We start from the raw sequence: 16,079 nt of genomic DNA, 5'->3' as shown, positions 1-16,079 counted from the left end.
GGTCAGGGGAGGCGGGTGGTGCCGGGGGCGGGGAGGGCGGTCAGGGTGGTGGGGGCGGTGAAGCCGCGGTCGGCGTAGGCGGCCCGGACGGCGGCCGCCACCGCGTCCGAGCGGTCCGCCTCGACCAGGGCGAGGACGCAGCCGCCGAAGCCACCGCCGGTCATCCGGGCACCGAGCGCGCCGGCCGAGAGCGCCGCCTCGACGGCGGTGTCGACCTCGGGGACGGTGATCTCGAAGTCGTCCCGCATCGAGGCGTGCGAGGCGGTGAGCAGCGGCCCGATCTCGGCTACCCGGCCGGCGCGCAGCAACTCGACGGTGTCGAGCACCCGCTGGTTCTCGGTTACCACGTGGCGGACCCGGCGTCGGGTCTCGTCGTCGGGCAGCCGACCCAGGGCGGCGTCGAGGTCGGCGATCGGCACGTCGCGCAGTGCGGGCACGCCGAGCAGGTCGGCGGCCCGTTCGCAGGCGGCGCGGCGGGAGGCGTACTCGCCGTCGGCGTGCCGGTGCGGGGCGCGGCTGTCGATCACCAGGATGGCCAGGCCGGCGGCGTCCAGGTCGAACGGGACGTGTTCGACGGACTCGTCACGGCAGTCGAGGAAGAGAGCGTGGCCGGCGCGGCAGCGGATCACCGCGGACTGGTCCATGATGCCGGTGGGCGCGCCGACGTAACCGTTCTCGGCGCGCTGGGCCAGCCGGGGCCGGCGCTCGGTGGGCAGGTCCAGCCCGCCCAGGTCGGCCAGGGCGGCGAGGACCGCCGCCTCCAGGGCCGCCGACGAGGAGAGCCCGGAGCCGAGCGGGACGTCCGAGGCGATCGCCAGTCGGGCGCCGGGGACGGCGTACCCGGCTTCGCGCAGGGCCCAGACCACGCCGGCGACGTACCCGCCCCAGTCGGTGACCCGGCCGGGGGTGTCGGCCTCGGTGGCACCGAAGTCGACCGGTCGGTCGGCGATCTCCGACCGGACCGTCCAGCGTTCGCCGGGCTGGGGACCGGCGGCGACCACGGTACGCAGCGGAAGGGCGAAGGGGAGCACGAAACCGTCGTTGTAGTCGGTGTGCTCGCCGATCAGGTTGACCCGTCCGGGCGCCGCCCAGCGGCCGGTCGGCTGTGCGTCGTACCCGGAGGAGAAGGCGGCGGTGGCGCGGTCGGTGACGTCGGGTGCGGCGGCGGGTCCTCCCGGCGCTGCCGACGTCACGACTGCTCCAGGACTTGTGCGCGGTAGAAGGCCCAGGCGTCGCCCACCATGTCGGTCAGGGTCGGCTTCTCGGGCACCCAGCCGAGTTCCTCGCGGGCCAGGGCGGAGGAGGCGACGAGTTCGGCCGGGTCGCCCTCGCGGCGGGGCGCGATCTCGACCGGCAGCGGGTGACCGGTGACCTCACGGACCACGTCGACGACCTGGCGGTTGGTGAAGCCGCTGCCGTTGCCGAGGTTGTAGATGCGGTGCCGGCCGGGCACGGCGGCGGTGAGCGCCAGCAGGTGGGCGCGGGCCAGGTCCTCGACGTGGATGTAGTCGCGGACGCAGGTGCCGTCGACGGTGGGGTAGTCGTCACCGAAGAGCCGGAGCTTCTCCCGCCGGCCGGCGGCGACGTCCAGGGCGATGGGGATGAGGTGGGTCTCCGGGTCGTGCCGTTCGCCGATGGCGAGGCCGTCGCGCAGGTACGCCCCGGCGACGTTGAAGTAGCGCAGCGAGACGGCGGCCAGGTCGTGCGCGGTCGCCTCGGAGGTGAGGGCCAGGTCGACGGCGAGCTTGGTGGCGCCGTACGTGTTGGTGGGTGCCTTGGCGGCGGTCTCCGGGATGGGCAGCTCGACCGGGTCGCCGTAGACGGCGGCGGTGGAGGAGAAGACCAGGCGCGGGACCCGGGCGGCCCGGACGGCGTCGATCAGCGCGATCGAGCTGACCGTGTTGGCGTGCCAGTACAGCTCGGGGCGGACCATCGACTCACCGGCGGCGATCAGCGCGGCGAAGTGCAGCACCGCGTCGTAGCCGGCGTCCGGGGTGAGCACCTGGGCGGCCTCGTGCACCGGCAGGTCGACGTGGGTGGCGTCGGGGGCCAGCGCCGCCCGGTGACCGGTGCGCAGGTCGTCCAGGACGGTCACCCGGTGGCCGGCGTCGAGCAGCATCCGGGTCACCACGCTGCCGATGAACCCGGCACCGCCGGTGACGAGCAGTTTCACGTCGGTCCTCCTGCCTGGCCGCGCGCGGTGCGGCCGTTCGTGATCACCCTACGGCCGGGCGCTGTCGTCGCGCTGTGCGTCGTGGGTCGCCCCTATTCCACCATGAACCTTCATGATTGAACAGATCCGCACATCACCCACGCCTGGTGACCGGCGGCCCTACCATCACTTCCATGCGGGAAGCGGGCGGTCCCGGGCTCCGGAGACGCGCGCCGGGGCGGACCCGACGCGTACCCGGACCGGTGGCCCGTGGCGTCGCCCGGCTGGTCGTACGGGCCGCCGACGGGGCCACCCGGCTGGTCACCGGCCTGCTCGGCGCGAGCCCCGCCGCCGGTCGGGAACGGATCAGCGAGCACGAGCTGCGCGACCTGGTCGCCGCCAACACCGTCCTCGATCCGGACGAACGGCGGATCATCGACGAGGTGCTGGTCGCCGGGGCCAGTCTGGTCCGCGAGGTGATGATGCCCCGTACCGAGGTGGTCTTCCTCGCCGCCGGCCTGACCCTCGCCGAGGCCGGACGGCTGGTCCGGGTGGAGCCGCACACCCGCTACCCGGTGGTCGACGGCACCCAGGACGACGTGGTCGGCTTCGTCCACCTGCGCGACGTGCTGCTCCGCCCCGACCTGGATCCGGACACCACGGTGGGGCGGCTGAGCCGGGAGGTGAAGCGGCTGCCCGGCAGCAAGCGGGTGCTCGCCGCGCTGACCGAGATGCGCCGGGAGGGCCACCACCTCGCCGTGGTGGTCGACGAGTACGGCGGCACCGCAGGCATCGTCACCTGCGAGGACCTGATCGAGGAGCTGGTCGGGGAGATCTACGACGAGCACACCGGCCCACCCGAACCGGCCTCCGCCGGCCTGCCGGCCGTGGTGGACGGTCGGCTCAACCTGGCCGACTTCGCCGAGCGGACCGGGGTGCCACTGCCCGCCGGCCCGTACGAGACGGTCGGCGGGTTCGTGATGGCGGCGCTCGGTCGGCTCCCGGTGGCCGGGGACGAGGTCCCGGTCACGTCGTCGGCCGCCCCGCTGCCGACGGGGTCGGCCGAAGGGTGGTTGCTGCGGGTGCTCGCCCTCGACGGGCGTCGGGTGTCCCGGGTCGCGGTCTCCGTCGCCCGCCTACCGGAGCCGCGCCGCGAGGTCACCGCCCCGACGGGAGCGTCGGGACGCGAGGTCACCGCCCCGACGGGAGCGGCGGCGAGTCGACCCGCCGGCCCGTCATGACGTACGCCGGGGGTTGCTGACAGAATTGCCGGCATGTCCGACGCTCCCGCCCGCCCCCGCGTCTTCTCCGGCATCCAGCCGACGGCCGACTCGTTCCATCTCGGAAACTACCTGGGCGCGGTGCGGCACTGGGTGGCGTTGCAGGACAGCCACGAGGCGTTCTACTGCGTGGTCGACCTGCACGCGATTACCGCCGGGCACGATCCGGCGGTGCTGCGGCAGCGTTCCCGGGTGGCCGCCGCGCAGCTCTTCGCGGTCGGCATCGACCCGGAGCGCAGCGCCCTCTTCGTCCAGTCGCAGGTGCCCGAGCACGCGCAGCTGGCCTGGGTGCTGGGCTGCATCACCGGCTTCGGCGAGGCGAGCCGGATGACCCAGTTCAAGGACAAGTCGCAGAAGCAGGGCAGCGACCGGTCCAGCGTCGGCCTGTTCACCTACCCCATCCTCCAGGCCGCCGACATCCTGCTCTACCAGGCCGACGCGGTGCCGGTCGGCGAGGACCAGCGGCAGCACCTGGAGCTCTCCCGGGATCTGGCCCAGCGGTTCAACTCGCTGTTCGGGCCGACCTTCACGGTGCCCGCCCCGCACATCGTCAAGGACACCGCGAAGATCACCGATCTTCAGGAGCCGACGGCCAAGATGTCCAAGTCGTCGTCCTCGCCGACCGGCATCATCGACCTGTTGGAGGATCCGGCCCGCTCGGCCAAGAAGATCCGCTCGGCGGTCACCGACACCGGCCGGGAGATCGTCTTCGACGCCGAGACCAAGCCCGGGGTGTCCAACCTGCTCACCATCCACTCCGCGCTCTCCGGCCGGAGCATCGACGACCTGGTGGCCGCGTACGCGGGCCGGGGTTACGGCGATCTCAAGAAGGACCTCGGCGAGGTGGTCCGCGAGTTCGTCACCCCGATCCAGGAACGCACCCGGACCTACCTCGACGACCCCGCCCAGCTGGACAAGCTGCTCGCCGCAGGTGCGGAGAAGGCGCGCGCGGTCACCGTGCCGACGCTGCGGACAGCCTACGAGCGGGTCGGATTCCTCGCGCCGGTCCACTTCGAGTAACGGTGGGCGGTACGGCGGTACGGGTCGGGACGATGGCCGGAGGGGTGGCGCGGAGCGTGGATCGCAGGGACGGGGTTCCGGTGACCGGCGACACCATCCAGATCGGGATCGCGGTGGACATCCCGCCGCCCTGGGGTGAGCTGCTCACCCGACGCCGGGTGCAGACAGGCGACCCGCAGGTCGTCCCGGCGCACGTGACCCTGCTCGGCCCGACCGAGATCCCGGTGGCCGCGCTGGGCGCGGTCGAGGCGCACCTGGCCCAGGTCGCCGCCGCGCACCTGCCGTTCACCCTGCACCTGCGGGGCACGGGCACGTTCCGGCCGGTGACCCAGGTGGTCTTCGTCGCGGTGGCGGCCGGGATCAGCGAGTGCGAGCTGCTCGCCGCCGCCATCAACGCCGCGCCCCACCTGCACCGGGAGCTGCGCTTCCCGTACCACCCGCACGTCACTGTGGCCCAGGACGTCGCCCCCGAGGCGCTGGACCGGGCGTACGAGGACCTTGCCGACTTCTCGGCGATGTTCGAGGTGGAGGCGTTCACCCTCTTCTCGCACAGCGGTCAGACCCGGTGGCAGCCACGCCGCGACTTCCGGCTCGGCGGCTGAACCTCCCACCGGTGACCGGTTGGCCGGCACCGGTGACGACAGATCGGCGAGGATGACGTGGTGAACGCGTGGGGCCGGTGGACGGCCGGCATCGAGCGCCGGTTCACCGTGGCCCGGCACCGGTGGCCCCGGCTCGACCACGTCTGGCGGGCGGTGGACCTCTACGGCGAGGTGCTCGGCGCTCGGTTGGCCGCCGCCATCGCCTACTACGGCTTCTTCGCGGTCTTCGCCCTCGCCCTGGTCGCGTACTCGGTCTTCGGGGCGATCCTGGAGGACAACGACGACGTCTCCGCCGCGGCGGCGGAGTTCCTGCGGGACAACCTGCCCTTCCTCGACCCCCGGCAGATCGCCGAGGGCAGCAACGCCGTCGGCGTGGTGGGCCTGGTCATCCTGGTCTTCACCGGGATCGGCTGGGTGGAGGCGATCCGGTCGTCGCAGCGGCTGATGTACGGCTTCAACCAGCAGCCGGGCAACCTGGTGGTCCGCCCGCTGGTGGACCTGGGCGTGCTGCTGCTGGTCTTCGTCATGCTCGGCGTCTCGGTGGCGGCCGTGGACGCGCTGGAGTCGGTGCTGCGGTTCCTGCTGCGGGCCACCGGCTCGGTGGGGTTGACCACCGTCAGCGCCGTGCTCAGCGTGCTGGTCAACGCGGTGCTGGCCACGGCGCTGCTGGTGGTGGTGCCCCGGCTGCGGATGAGCCGGCGTCGGCTGCGACCGGTGGTGCTGCTGGTCGCGGTCGGGATCACCCTGCTCAACACGGTGGGGCGGTTCTACATCGTGCGGACCGAGCGGAACCCGGCATACGCGGTGGTGACCGGCGCGGTGGCCGTGCTGCTCTACCTCTACCTGCTCAACCAGCTGGTGCTCTTCGGTGCGGCGCTCGCCGCGACCAGCCGGCACGGCCGGGTCGTCGACCTCTCCGAGGGGGCGGTGATGCGGCAGGTCAACGTCGAGGCCGACGTCGACACCGAGACCGATCCGGGTACGCCGGGAGGAGCGGGCTGATGCCGATAGAGCTCGACCCGGACTCACCGGTGCCCCCGTACGAGCAGGTGCGCGGCCAGCTCGCCGCGATGATCGGGGACGGCCGGCTGGCGGTGGGCACCCGGCTCGCCCCGGTCCGGCAGTTCGCCGCCGAGTTGGGGCTGGCGGTGAACACGGTGGCCCGCGCCTACCGGGAGCTGGAGTCGGCCGGGCTGGTGCAGACCCGGGGCCGGCACGGCAGCTTCGTCGCCCCGGGGCGGGACGACGCGGCGGACCGGTTGCAGCGGGCGGCGACCCGGTACGCCGAGGAGGCGGCCCGGCTCGGTGTGCCGCCCGACCGTGCGCTGGCCGTGGTCCGCGCCGCCCTGGGCGGCTGACCACGACATCAGGTAGCGGGAGACCGACAGCCGCGGAAAAAGATGAATGGTGCAAATGCCACCCTGGGTGCCGGCCGGACCGACCATGATGAGCCGGTGGGCGCACTCGTGACGCTGGACCTGCCGGACGACTCGCCGCTGCTCGGCCTGCCGTGGATCATCACGGTCGGCCCTCTCGGCGACCCGGCGGAGTGGGAGCCGGTGGTCTGCGGCCCCTACGAGCGTCCGCACGCGCTGGCGCTGGCCGAGGCGGTGGTGGCCGACGAACAGTTGATGGCGGTGGTCGAGCCGCTGCTGCCGGCGCTGTCGGCGGAGGAGATCCGGGGCGAGGTCGCCGCCGCACAGCTCGCCGCCGACGACGAGGCGGCCCGGATCGAGGCGGCCGACCTCTACGGCGACTTCGACGACGTCCTCGACGCGCAGGAGGAGGCAGCGGACGCCGGGGCGGACCGGCCGGAACCGCCGCCCGTGCCGACCGAGGCGCAGGTGCGGGCGGGCTTCGGGCGGATCGCCCGGCTGCTGCGCGAGCGGTGACGCCTCCACCTGCTGAGCCCCGACCCTCGCCGACCGGGGCCGGGCACCCGCACCACCCGACGACCGGTCGGACGCCGGCCTGCGGCGTCGGCGCAGAACCAGGGGCCGTGCCCGGTACGCGATGGAGCTCCGGCGTCCCGGGGAGCGGACTCCCCGGGACGCCGGTGCCACCTCACCCCCCACCACAAGGGGCCGGCAGCCCAGCCGCCCGTCGGCGCGGGGCACAACGGACGACCAGGTCAATGGCGGGTTACCCGGCTCAACGCCAGGTGAACCACGCGGCGGCGTCGACCGGCAGGACGTGTCCGGCGTCCTGCGCGGTGAGGTCTGCGCTGGCCACCACCGGCTGGCCGTACCCGTCGATCCGAACAGGGGCGCCGCTGAGGTTGACCACGCAGGTCAGCACGGCGTCGTCGGCGGAGCGGCTGAACGCCAGCACGCCGGGCCCGGTCTCCCGCCAGACCACCGGGCCGGCGCTGGCGGCCAGCGCGGGGTGCTCGTGCCGGATCCGCAGGGCGGCCCGGTACAGCTCCAGCGTCGAGCCGGGCGTCCCGGTCTGGGCGGCCACCGAGAGGGCCCGCCAGGTCGTCGGGGCCGGCAGCCAGCTCAGCGCGCCGCCCTCCGGACCGAAGCCGTACGGGGCCAGCTCGCCGCTCCACGGGATCGGCACCCGGCACCCGTCACGGCTCTCCCCGGTCCGCAGGAACGCCGGGTCCTGGCGGAGCGCGTCGGGCAGGTCCAGCACCTCCGGCAGGCCCAGCTCCTCGCCCTGGTAGAGGTAGGTGGAGCCGGGCAGCGCCAGCATCAGCAGGGCGGCGGCGCGGGCCCGGCGCAGGCCGACCTCGCCGTCGCCGTACCGGGTGACGTGCCGCTGCCGGTCGTGGTTGGACAGCACCCAGGTGGTCGGCGCGCCGACGATCGTCGACTCGGCCAGCGCGGTGTCGATCACCTTGCGGAACGAGTCGGCCGACCAGGTGGCGTCGAGGAAGTCGAAGCTGAACGCCTGGTGCAGCTCGTCCGGGCCGATGTAGCGGGCCAGCCGCTGCGGGGTCTCCGCCCACGCCTCGGCGACCGCCATCCGACCGCCGGGGTAGCTGTCCAGGATCGGCCGCCAGGCGCGGTAGATGTCGTGCACCTCGTCCTGGTCGAAGTAGGGCAGCCGACCCTTGCCGAGCAGCTCCGACTGACGCCGGCCGGTGGTCATCGAGCTGAAGCCGACGTCCGGCAGCCCCTCGGCCTTGATCATGCCGTGCGCGACGTCGATCCGGAACCCGTCGACGCCCCGGTCGAGCCAGAAGCGGAGCACGTCGATGAACTCGGCGCGCACCTCGGGGTGCCGCCAGTTCAGGTCCGGCTGCGCCGGGTCGAACAGGTGCAGGTACCACTGGCCGTCGGGCAGCCGGGTCCAGGCGGGGCCGCCGAAGATACTCTCCCAGTCGTTCGGCGGCAGCTCGCCGTGTGCGCCCTGGCCGTCGGCGAAGAGGTAACGCGCCCGCTCCGGGGAGCCGGGGGCGGCGGCGAGGGCGGCGGTGAACCACGGGTGCGCGCTGGAGGTGTGGTTCGGCACCAGGTCCACGATGATCCGCAGGCCGAGCGCGTGCGCGTCGGTGATCATGGCGTCGAAGTCGGCCAGGTCGCCGAAGAGCGGGTCGACGTCCCGGTAGTCGGCCACGTCGTAGCCGGCGTCGACCTGCGGCGAGGTGTAGAACGGGGTCAGCCAGAGCGCGTCCACGCCGAGATCACGCAGGTAGGGCAGCCGATGCCGGATGCCCCCGAGGTCACCGACGCCGTCGCCGTCGGAGTCCGCGAAGCTGCGGACGTACACCTGGTAGACGACCGCGGCACGCCACCAGTCGTCGTCGGAGGTCAGCGGCGTGGGGTGGGTGGCGGCGGTCATCGGTGCGGATCCCCGTTCTGTGGCGGGACGGTGGTACCCGCACGGCGGTGATGACGGACGCGGGTGCTGAGAGAATGCCGGCCGAATGCTGCAAGAGTCAAGCATCGCTTGCGCAAGAAATGACGTCCGTCACCTGCCGCCGGGCAGGGACGGAGTTCCTGGCTGTCCCAGCAGCCGGGAGGCCGGCCTGTCCTGCCCCCCGCTGGGTCGGCCGCTGCCGGGTCGAGAAACCGGTGCGGCCGGACCCGGGCGACCCCGCTCCCACGTCCCCGCTGTCAGGCGGGGACGGCGAGCGCGGGAGGCACCGGGCGTTGCCGGGCGGGGGTCGCCTGCCGCACCACCGCGGTCGACCCGCGGACCACCAGCTCGGGGCGGAACAGGTATTCCGAGTGCGGGGCGGCGTGCCCGTTGATCTCGTCGACCAGGGCCCGGACCGCGGCCACCGCCATCGCGGCCACCGGCTGCCGCATGGTGGTCAACGGTGGGTCGGTGAAGGCCATCAGCGGGGAGTCGTCGTAGCCGACCACCGACAGCTCGCCGGGGACTGACAGACCACGCTGGCGGGCGGCCCGGACCGCGCCCAGCGCCATCAGGTCGGAGCCGCAGACGATCCCGGTGACCCCGCGCTCGATCAGGCGGCCGGCGGCTGCCTCGCCGCCCTCGACGCCGAACAGGGAGAGCTCGGCGAGTGCGTCCAGCTCGCTTCCGGTGGCGCCGAGCCGGGTCATCGCGGCCCGGAAGCCGGCCACCCGGCGCTGCACCGGCACGAACCGGTCCGGCCCCGTGATCAGGCCGATCTGCCGGTGCCCGAGCGCGACCAGGTGCGCCACGGCCAGTTCGGTGGCCTCTCCGTCGTCGCAGGAGACGAAGGGCGCGGCGATACCCGGGGCGTACCCGTTGATCATGACGACCGGCAGCGGCCGGGCGATCAGCGCGCGGTACCGGTCGTGGTTGGCCGCCGTGTCGGCGTGCAGGCCGGAGACGAAGACGATGCCGGAGACCTGCCTGTCGAGCAGCATCTCCACGTACTCGTCCTCGGTGACCCCGCCCGGGGTCTGGGTGCACAGCACCGGGGTGAACCCGCTCTGCGCCAGGGTCGACTCGATCACCTGGGCGAACGCCGGGAAGATCGGATTGTCCAGCTCCGGCACCACCAGGCCGACCAGCCCGGCGCTGCGCTTGCGCAGCCGGGCGGGGCGCTCGTAGCCGAGCACGTCGAGGGCGGTCAGGACGGCCTGCCGGGTCTCGGGGGCCACGCCGGGGCGGTCGTTGAGCACCCGCGACACCGTGGCCTCGCTGACTTCGGCCTGTTGGGCGATGTCGGACAGTCGAGCGCGCATGGCGGAACTTTAGCCCAAGGGCAAGTTCTTGCGTACGTTTCTGCAAGGCCTTCCATATCCTGCAACCTCTTGCTAACGTCCCGGCAACACACGAGAGCAGGGGCGCGGCCGTTCCGGCGCCCGTTGGCAAGAACTTTTCAGGGTTTCCCACGGCGAATCGCCCCTCCCCCGGCGGTTCGCCATGACGACAGGAGTACCGATGCGCATCCGTACCGCGGGTGTGGTCACCGTTCTCGGCCTGGCGCTCGCCGCGTCGGGCTGCGGCGGCGACAACAGCAACGACGAACCGGCCGCCAAGGCGACCTCCCAGGCCGCGGGCGGCAAGCTCGTCATCTGGGCGGACGACAAGCGGACCGCGGCGCTCAAGCCGTTCGCCGAGAAGTTCGGCCAGGAGAACGGGATCACCGTCGAGGTGCAGGCCGTCTCCAAGGACCTCCAGACGAACTTCGTCACCGCCTCCCAGCAGGGCAGTGGCCCGGACGTCGTGGTCGGCGCGCACGACTGGATCGGCAACCTGGTCCAGAACGGCGCCATCGACCCGGTGCAGCTCGCCGCCGCGCAGAAGTCCAGCTTCAACGAGACCGCGATCAAGGCGGTTACCTTCAACGGTCAGCTCTACGGCGTCCCCTACGCCACCGAGAACATCGCGCTGATCCGCAACACCGCGCTGGCCCCCGAGGCGCCGAAGACGATCGAGGACCTGGTCGCCACCGGCAGGAAGCTCAAGGCCGAGAAGAAGGCCAGCGAGATCCTCTGCCTCCAGTCCGGCCAGAACGGCGACGCGTACCACATCTACCCGCTGTACACCTCGGCCGGCGGTTACCTGTTCGGCGCCGCCGCCAACGGTGACTACGACCCGAAGGACCTCGGCGTGGGCAAGCCGGAGTCGATCGAGGCGTTCAAGAAGATCGGCAAGCTCGGGGAGAAGGGCGACGGCGCGCTGAAGCGCTCCATCACCCCGGAGAACGCCATCTCCACCTTCACCGGCAAGAAGTGCGCCTTCCTGGTCTCCGGCCCGTGGGCCGTGGCCGACGCCAAGAAGGCCAACATCGCGTACGACATCTCCCCGGTCCCCGGCTTCGCCGGTGGCAAGCAGGCCCAGCCGTTCGTGGGCGTCCAGGCGTTCTACGTCGCCGCCAAGGGCAAGAACAAGGCGCTGGCCCAGGAGTTCGTCACCAACTACGTCACCACGCCGGAGTTGGCGGTGGCGCTCTACCAGGCCGAACCGCGCCCGCCGGCGCTGACCGCCGCGTTCGACCAGGTCAAGGGCACCGACCCGGACCTGGCCAAGTTCTCCGAGGCGGGTAAGGACGGCCAGGTGCTCCCGGCGATCCCGGCGATGGCCGCGATCTGGGACCCGTTCGGCAAGGCGGAGGCCGCCGTCATCGGTGGTGCCGACCCGGCGAAGACCGTCACCGCCGCCGGCAAGACGATCTCGGGTCAGATCAAGTAATGAGCATGCCGTCCGGCCCGGGGTCTGCCCAGCAGGCCCCGGGCCGGGGGCCCGTCCCCGGCGGGCCCCCGGACACGACCCGTACCGCGCGTAGCCACGCGCCGATCACCGCGACCGGCCTCGTCGTCAAGGTGGTCCTGCTCGGCCTGGTGGCCGGGATCGCGATCTGGGCGGCGTTCCCGCTCATCGCCGCCAGGCTCTGGGTCGGACTGGCCGTCCTGGTGGTCACCACCGTCGGCCTGGGTTACCTCTACCTCACCCGCCGGCACATCCCGGCCAAGTACCTGGTGCCAGGCACGATCTTCCTGATCGCCTTCCAGGTCTTCCCGGTGCTCTACACCGCGAGCACCGCGTTCACCAACTTCGGCGACGGCCACCGGGGCTCCAAGGACGACGCGATCGTCGCCATCCAGAGCTCCTCGGTCAAGCAGGTGCCCGGCTCCACCGAGTACGCCCTCACCATCGCCACCACGGGCGACCCGGCCACCGGGCCGTTGGTCTTCCTGGTCACCGACCCCTCGACCGGCACGGTCTCCGCCGGGGACGCCGACGGGCTGCGCCCGCTCGCCGCCACCGACGTGACAGTCACCCCGGGCGGCAAGGTCACCGCCGCCGAGGGTTACACCGTGCTGAACGTCGGCCAGGCCAGCGTCCGCAGCCAGGAGATCACCGACCTGGTCGTGCCGACCCCGGGGGGCGCGCTGCGCTCCACCGGCCTGTCCCGCGCCTACGAGGGCAAGGCCATCCGGGCGTACGACAAGAGGTGTGACTGCATCACCGACAGCGAGACCGGCCGGACCTGGACCGCCGACGGGACGGCCGGCGCCTTCGTCGCCGCCGACGGCGAGCGGCTCGCCCAGGGTTGGCAGGTCGGCGTCGGGCTGAAGAACTTCGCCCGGGTGCTCACCGACCCGAACATCTCCGGCCCGTTCTTCGGCACCCTGCTGTGGAACTTCGCCTTCGCGATCGGCTCCACCGGGTTCACCTTCGGACTCGGCATGGCGATCGCGCTGGCCCTGCACTCGCCCCGGATGCGGGGTACCAACCTCTACCGGGTCTTCCTGATCCTGCCGTACGCCATGCCGTCGTTCGCGATGCTGCTGGTCTGGCGGGACATGTTCAACACCGACTTCGGCCTGATCAACAACCTGTTCGGCCTCGGCGTCGACTGGTTCGGCGAGGCCTGGTCGGCCCGGCTCGCGGTGCTGCTGGTGCAGCTCTGGCTGGGGTACCCGTACATGTTCCTGGTGGCCACCGGTGCGCTCCAGGCCATCCCGAGGGAGCTGACCGAGGCCACCTCGGTCGACGGCGCGTCGCCGTTCCAGTCGTTCCGGGCGGTCACCCTGCCGCTGCTGCTGGTGGCGCTCTCGCCGCTGCTGATCGCGTCGTTCGCGTTCAACTTCAACAACATCAACGCGATCTGGTTCACCACCGAGGGCGGCCCGTTCGCGCCGGACAACCCGACCAACGGGGCCACCGACCTGCTGATCACGTACACCTACCGGCTGGCCTTCGGCGCGCAGGGCGCCGAGTTCGGCCTGGCCGCCGCAGTGTCGATCTTCATCTTCGCGATCGTGGCCACGGTCTCGGCGATCAGCTTCCGGCGTACCCGCCAGCAGGAGGAGGTCTACTCGTGACGACCCACCCGAACGCCGCCGGCCGGCGCGGGAGCCGGTGGTTCACCCAGGTCGGTTGGCGGCACCTCGTCGGCGTGCTGGCGGTGGCGTTCAGCCTCTTCCCGATCCTGTTCGTGCTCTCCGCCGCGCTCAACCCGCTCGGCACCCTCTCGTCGACCCAACTGCTGCCGACCGGGGCGTCGCTTACGAACTTCGGCAACCTGTTCGCGCGGACCGAGTTCGGCCACTGGTTCCTCAACTCGCTGCTCATCGCGGGCGGGGCGAGCCTCGTGTCGATCTTCCTGTCCTCGCTGGCGGCGTACGCGTTCTCCCGGATGCGCTTCAGCGGCCGGCGGTTCGGGCTGCTGACCCTGCTGCTGATCCAGATGTTCCCGCAGTTCCTGGCGATCGTGGCGATCTTCCTGATCTTCACCCGGGTCACCGACCTGTGGCCGGCGATCGGCTTCAACACCCCGTGGGGCCTGCTCCTGCTCTACATGGGCGGCGCGCTGGGCATGAACACCTGGCTGATGAAGGGGTTCTTCGACACCCTGCCCCGGGAACTGGACGAGTCGGCCACCATGGACGGTGCCAGCCACGCCCAGGTCTTCTTCCGGATCATGCTGCCGCTGGTGGCACCGATCCTGGCGGTGACCGCGCTGCTGTCGTTCATCGGCACGATCAACGAGTTCATGATCGCCAACGTGTTCCTCACCGACACCGGATCCAAGACCCTCGCGGTCGGCATGTTCGGCCTGGTGGCGGGGGAGCGGAACAACAACTTCGGCATCTTCGCGGCGGGCACCCTGCTCACCGCGATCCCCACCGTGCTGGTCTTCCAGCTACTCCAGCGATACATCGTCTCCGGCCTCACCGCCGGCGCCGTCAAGGGATAAGCGGAAGGTCGCATGATGTCCCTGTCGCCGCACCACGACGGCTCGGCGCTGTACGTGCCCGAGCAGGAACCCACCCTCGGGCAGCGGGTGCCGGTCTTCGTCAGGGCGCCCGAGGGCACCGACGTCCGGCAGGTGCACGTCCGGACCACCGGGGACGGTGAACCGCGCTTCGTCGAGGCCACCGTCGACCGCCGGGACGGCCACGACGTGTGGTGGCGGGCCGACGTCGAGGTCCGCAACCCGGTCAGCAACTACCGGTTCATGCTCACCGGGACTACCGGTTACCGCTGGCTCAACGCCGCCGGCCTGGTCGACCACGACGTGCCCGACCACGGCGACTTCAAGCTGGTCAGCCACGCCCCGCCACCCGCCTGGGCACGAGACGCGCTGGTCTACCAGATCTTCCCCGACCGGTTCGCCCGGTCCGCCGCCGCCGCCGGCCGTACCCCGCCCGACTGGGCGATCCCGTGCGACTGGGACACCCCGGTGATCGGGCGCGGCCCGCAGACCCCACGCCAGTTCTACGGGGGCGACCTGGACGGCATCACCGAACGGCTGGACCACCTGGACCGGCTCGGCGTCAACACCGTCTACCTGACGCCGATCTTCCCGGGCCGCTCCAACCACCGGTACGACGCGGCCAGCTTCGACACGGTGGACCCGCTGCTCGGCGGGGACGCGGCGCTGGTCCGGCTCGCCGACGCCGTACGCGCCAGGGGCTGGCGGCTGCTCGGCGACATCACCAGCAACCACACCGGCGACGCGCACGAGTGGTTCACCCGGGCCCTGGCCGACGTCCACGCCCCCGAGCGGGAGCTGTACTACTTCGACGCGGCCGCCGGCGACGGAGAGGTGACGTACGAGTCGTGGAACGGGGTGCGGTCGCTGCCCAAGCTCAACTGGGGCAGCGCCGAACTGCGGCGCCGGTTCGCCACCGCCCCGGACTCGCTGCTGCGCCGCTGGCTGCGCCCGCCGTACGGGCTGGACGGCTGGCGGGTCGACGTGGCCAACATGACCGGCCGGCGCGGCGCTGACGCGTACACCCACGAGGTGGCGCGGCTGCTGCGGGAGGTGGTCGCGCAGTCCCGGGCCGACGGGCTGCTGCTCGCCGAGCACGGCCACGACCACACCGGCGACCTGGACTCCGACGGCTGGCACGGCACGATGAACTACGTCGGCTTCACCGATCCGGTCTGGTCCTGGCTCCGCCACGAGAACCCCATGCACCTGCCGGCCGCCGCGCCCCGGGACGTCTCCGCACCCCGGCCGGCGCGCGGTGGCGACACGGTGCCTAGCTTCCTCGGGACCCCGGGCGGCGTGCGACGGCGGGACGCCCACGCGGTGCTCGCCACCATGAACAGCTTCCGGTCGCTGGTCTCCTGGCGGTCGTACATCCACTCGTGGCAGTTGCTCGGCTCGCACGACTCGGCCCGGATCCGCACAGTGGTCGGGGACGCCGCCCGGCAGGAGGTGGCCGCCGGGCTGCTCGCCACCATGCCCGGCACGCCGGTGGTCTTCGCCGGGGACGAGTGGGGGCTGACCGGCAGCAACGGTGAGGGTTCGCGTACCCCGATGCCGTGGGACAGGCCTGAGCGGCGCGACGCCGGCACGTTCGCCGCGTACCGGGCGCTGCTGGCGCTGCGTCGGGACACCCCGGCGCTGCGGCACGGCGGGCTGCGGTGGGTGTACGCGGACGCCGACACGCTCGTCTTCCTACGCGAGGCGACGAGCGGCGCGGTGCTGGTGCTGGCGCGCAGGGCTGCCGGATCGCCGGTCCGGCTGGCCGGCCTGCCGTTCGGGGGAAGCGCCGCGTCCCGTCCGGCCGGGGAGAACGCCTACGGTGGCGCTCCGGCCCTGCGCCCCACCGTCGACGGCCTGATCACCCTCCCCGCCGACGGCCCCACCTTCCAGACCTGGCACCTCTAACCCCC

General features: G+C 72.4%; 14 protein-coding genes. 10 read left to right on the top strand and 4 right to left on the bottom strand.

Annotated features, from left to right (window positions below):
• Nucleotides 1-2 precede the first annotated feature (2 nt).
• Nucleotides 3-1,193, bottom strand: coding sequence for a galactokinase (galK, locus tag AC0AIB_RS29255; protein WP_328340292.1), 1,191 nt, complete (start codon nt 1,191-1,193; stop codon nt 3-5).
• Entirely contained in the window at nt 1,190-2,119 is a 930-nt protein-coding gene (gene galE / locus AC0AIB_RS29250) for a UDP-glucose 4-epimerase GalE (protein ID WP_465097886.1), read from the bottom strand. The genes galK and galE overlap by 4 nt, the downstream gene beginning before the upstream one ends.
• Before the next feature lie 227 nt (nt 2,120-2,346).
• On the opposite strand from galE, the gene AC0AIB_RS29245 reads away from it, so the two are divergent.
• The 6 genes from AC0AIB_RS29245 to AC0AIB_RS29220 all read left to right on the top strand — a co-directional run bounded on the left by AC0AIB_RS29245 (nt 2,347) and on the right by AC0AIB_RS29220 (nt 6,946).
• A complete protein-coding gene (locus AC0AIB_RS29245) occupies nt 2,347-3,393 on the top strand; it encodes a hemolysin family protein (RefSeq protein WP_328340290.1) in 1,047 nt (348 codons plus the stop codon).
• Between the two features lie 33 nt (nt 3,394-3,426).
• Entirely contained in the window at nt 3,427-4,452 is a 1,026-nt protein-coding gene (gene trpS / locus AC0AIB_RS29240) for a tryptophan--tRNA ligase (protein WP_465097885.1), read from the top strand.
• 32 nt (nt 4,453-4,484) lie between these two features.
• Complete coding sequence (locus tag AC0AIB_RS29235) at nt 4,485-5,054, top strand: 2'-5' RNA ligase family protein (protein WP_328340286.1); 570 nt, start codon at nt 4,485-4,487, stop codon at nt 5,052-5,054.
• 60 nt (nt 5,055-5,114) lie between these two features.
• Entirely contained in the window at nt 5,115-6,056 is a 942-nt protein-coding gene (locus AC0AIB_RS29230) for a YhjD/YihY/BrkB family envelope integrity protein (RefSeq protein WP_465097884.1), read from the top strand.
• On the top strand, nt 6,056-6,412 hold the full coding sequence (locus tag AC0AIB_RS29225; RefSeq protein WP_328340284.1) for a GntR family transcriptional regulator: 357 nt from the start codon (nt 6,056-6,058) through the stop codon (nt 6,410-6,412). Before AC0AIB_RS29230 ends, AC0AIB_RS29225 begins: the two co-directional genes overlap by 1 nt.
• A gap of 96 nt (nt 6,413-6,508) precedes the next feature.
• A complete protein-coding gene (locus AC0AIB_RS29220; RefSeq protein ID WP_328340281.1) occupies nt 6,509-6,946 on the top strand; it encodes a hypothetical protein in 438 nt (145 codons plus the stop codon).
• 259 nt (nt 6,947-7,205) lie between these two features.
• Here AC0AIB_RS29220 and AC0AIB_RS29215 read toward each other — a convergent pair whose 3' ends face one another.
• Together AC0AIB_RS29215 and AC0AIB_RS29210 are read right to left on the bottom strand one after the other, a co-directional pair.
• The gene (locus AC0AIB_RS29215) at nt 7,206-8,843 is read right to left on the bottom strand and encodes a glycoside hydrolase family 13 protein (RefSeq protein WP_328340279.1); all 1,638 of its coding nucleotides are present in this window, start codon (nt 8,841-8,843) and stop codon (nt 7,206-7,208) included.
• Nucleotides 8,844-9,118: 275 nt separating this feature from the next.
• Entirely contained in the window at nt 9,119-10,183 is a 1,065-nt protein-coding gene (locus tag AC0AIB_RS29210) for a LacI family DNA-binding transcriptional regulator (protein ID WP_328340278.1), read from the bottom strand.
• A gap of 199 nt (nt 10,184-10,382) precedes the next feature.
• Here AC0AIB_RS29210 and AC0AIB_RS29205 point away from each other — a divergent pair, with 199 nt between their 5' ends.
• The 4 genes from AC0AIB_RS29205 to AC0AIB_RS29190 are packed head-to-tail and all read left to right on the top strand — an operon-like array spanning nt 10,383 to nt 16,074.
• Nucleotides 10,383-11,636 carry a sugar ABC transporter substrate-binding protein gene (locus tag AC0AIB_RS29205; RefSeq protein WP_465097883.1) on the top strand — a complete coding sequence of 418 codons (1,254 nt, stop codon included), beginning with the start codon at nt 10,383-10,385 and terminating at the stop codon, nt 11,634-11,636.
• A complete protein-coding gene (locus tag AC0AIB_RS29200) occupies nt 11,636-13,273 on the top strand; it encodes an ABC transporter permease subunit (RefSeq protein WP_465097882.1) in 1,638 nt (545 codons plus the stop codon). Before AC0AIB_RS29205 ends, AC0AIB_RS29200 begins: the two co-directional genes overlap by 1 nt.
• Nucleotides 13,270-14,148, top strand: coding sequence for a sugar ABC transporter permease (locus AC0AIB_RS29195; protein WP_328340274.1), 879 nt, complete (start codon nt 13,270-13,272; stop codon nt 14,146-14,148). Before AC0AIB_RS29200 ends, AC0AIB_RS29195 begins: the two co-directional genes overlap by 4 nt.
• Before the next feature lie 15 nt (nt 14,149-14,163).
• Nucleotides 14,164-16,074: a glycoside hydrolase family 13 protein gene (locus AC0AIB_RS29190; protein WP_465097881.1), complete on the top strand. Its 1,911-nt coding sequence runs from the start codon at nt 14,164-14,166 to the stop codon at nt 16,072-16,074.
• The last annotated feature ends 5 nt before the right edge of the window (nt 16,075-16,079 follow it).

This window comes from Micromonospora sp. DSM 43699 (assembly GCF_055517075.1).
Note: the sequence above shows the minus strand (reverse complement) of the source record. Positions and strands in the feature narration are given on the sequence as shown.

Bases quoted from the DNA above. Each gene is read 5' to 3' on its own strand.
- AC0AIB_RS29200 (WP_465097882.1), top strand. From the start codon at position 11,636: ATGAGCATGCCGTCCGGCCCGGGGTCTGCCCAGCAGGCCCCGGGCCGG.
- AC0AIB_RS29205 (WP_465097883.1), top strand. From the start codon at position 10,383: ATGCGCATCCGTACCGCGGGTGTGGTCACCGTTCTCGGCCTGGCGCTC.
- AC0AIB_RS29235 (WP_328340286.1), top strand. From the start codon at position 4,485: ATGGCCGGAGGGGTGGCGCGGAGCGTGGATCGCAGGGACGGGGTTCCG.
- AC0AIB_RS29225 (WP_328340284.1), top strand. From the start codon at position 6,056: ATGCCGATAGAGCTCGACCCGGACTCACCGGTGCCCCCGTACGAGCAG.
- galE (WP_465097886.1), bottom strand. From the start codon at position 2,119: ATGCTGCTCGACGCCGGCCACCGGGTGACCGTCCTGGACGACCTGCGC.
- AC0AIB_RS29245 (WP_328340290.1), top strand. From the start codon at position 2,347: ATGCGGGAAGCGGGCGGTCCCGGGCTCCGGAGACGCGCGCCGGGGCGG.
- AC0AIB_RS29210 (WP_328340278.1), bottom strand. From the start codon at position 10,183: ATGCGCGCTCGACTGTCCGACATCGCCCAACAGGCCGAAGTCAGCGAG.
- AC0AIB_RS29190 (WP_465097881.1), top strand. From the start codon at position 14,164: ATGTCCCTGTCGCCGCACCACGACGGCTCGGCGCTGTACGTGCCCGAG.
- AC0AIB_RS29215 (WP_328340279.1), bottom strand. From the start codon at position 8,843: ATGACCGCCGCCACCCACCCCACGCCGCTGACCTCCGACGACGACTGG.
- trpS (WP_465097885.1), top strand. From the start codon at position 3,427: ATGTCCGACGCTCCCGCCCGCCCCCGCGTCTTCTCCGGCATCCAGCCG.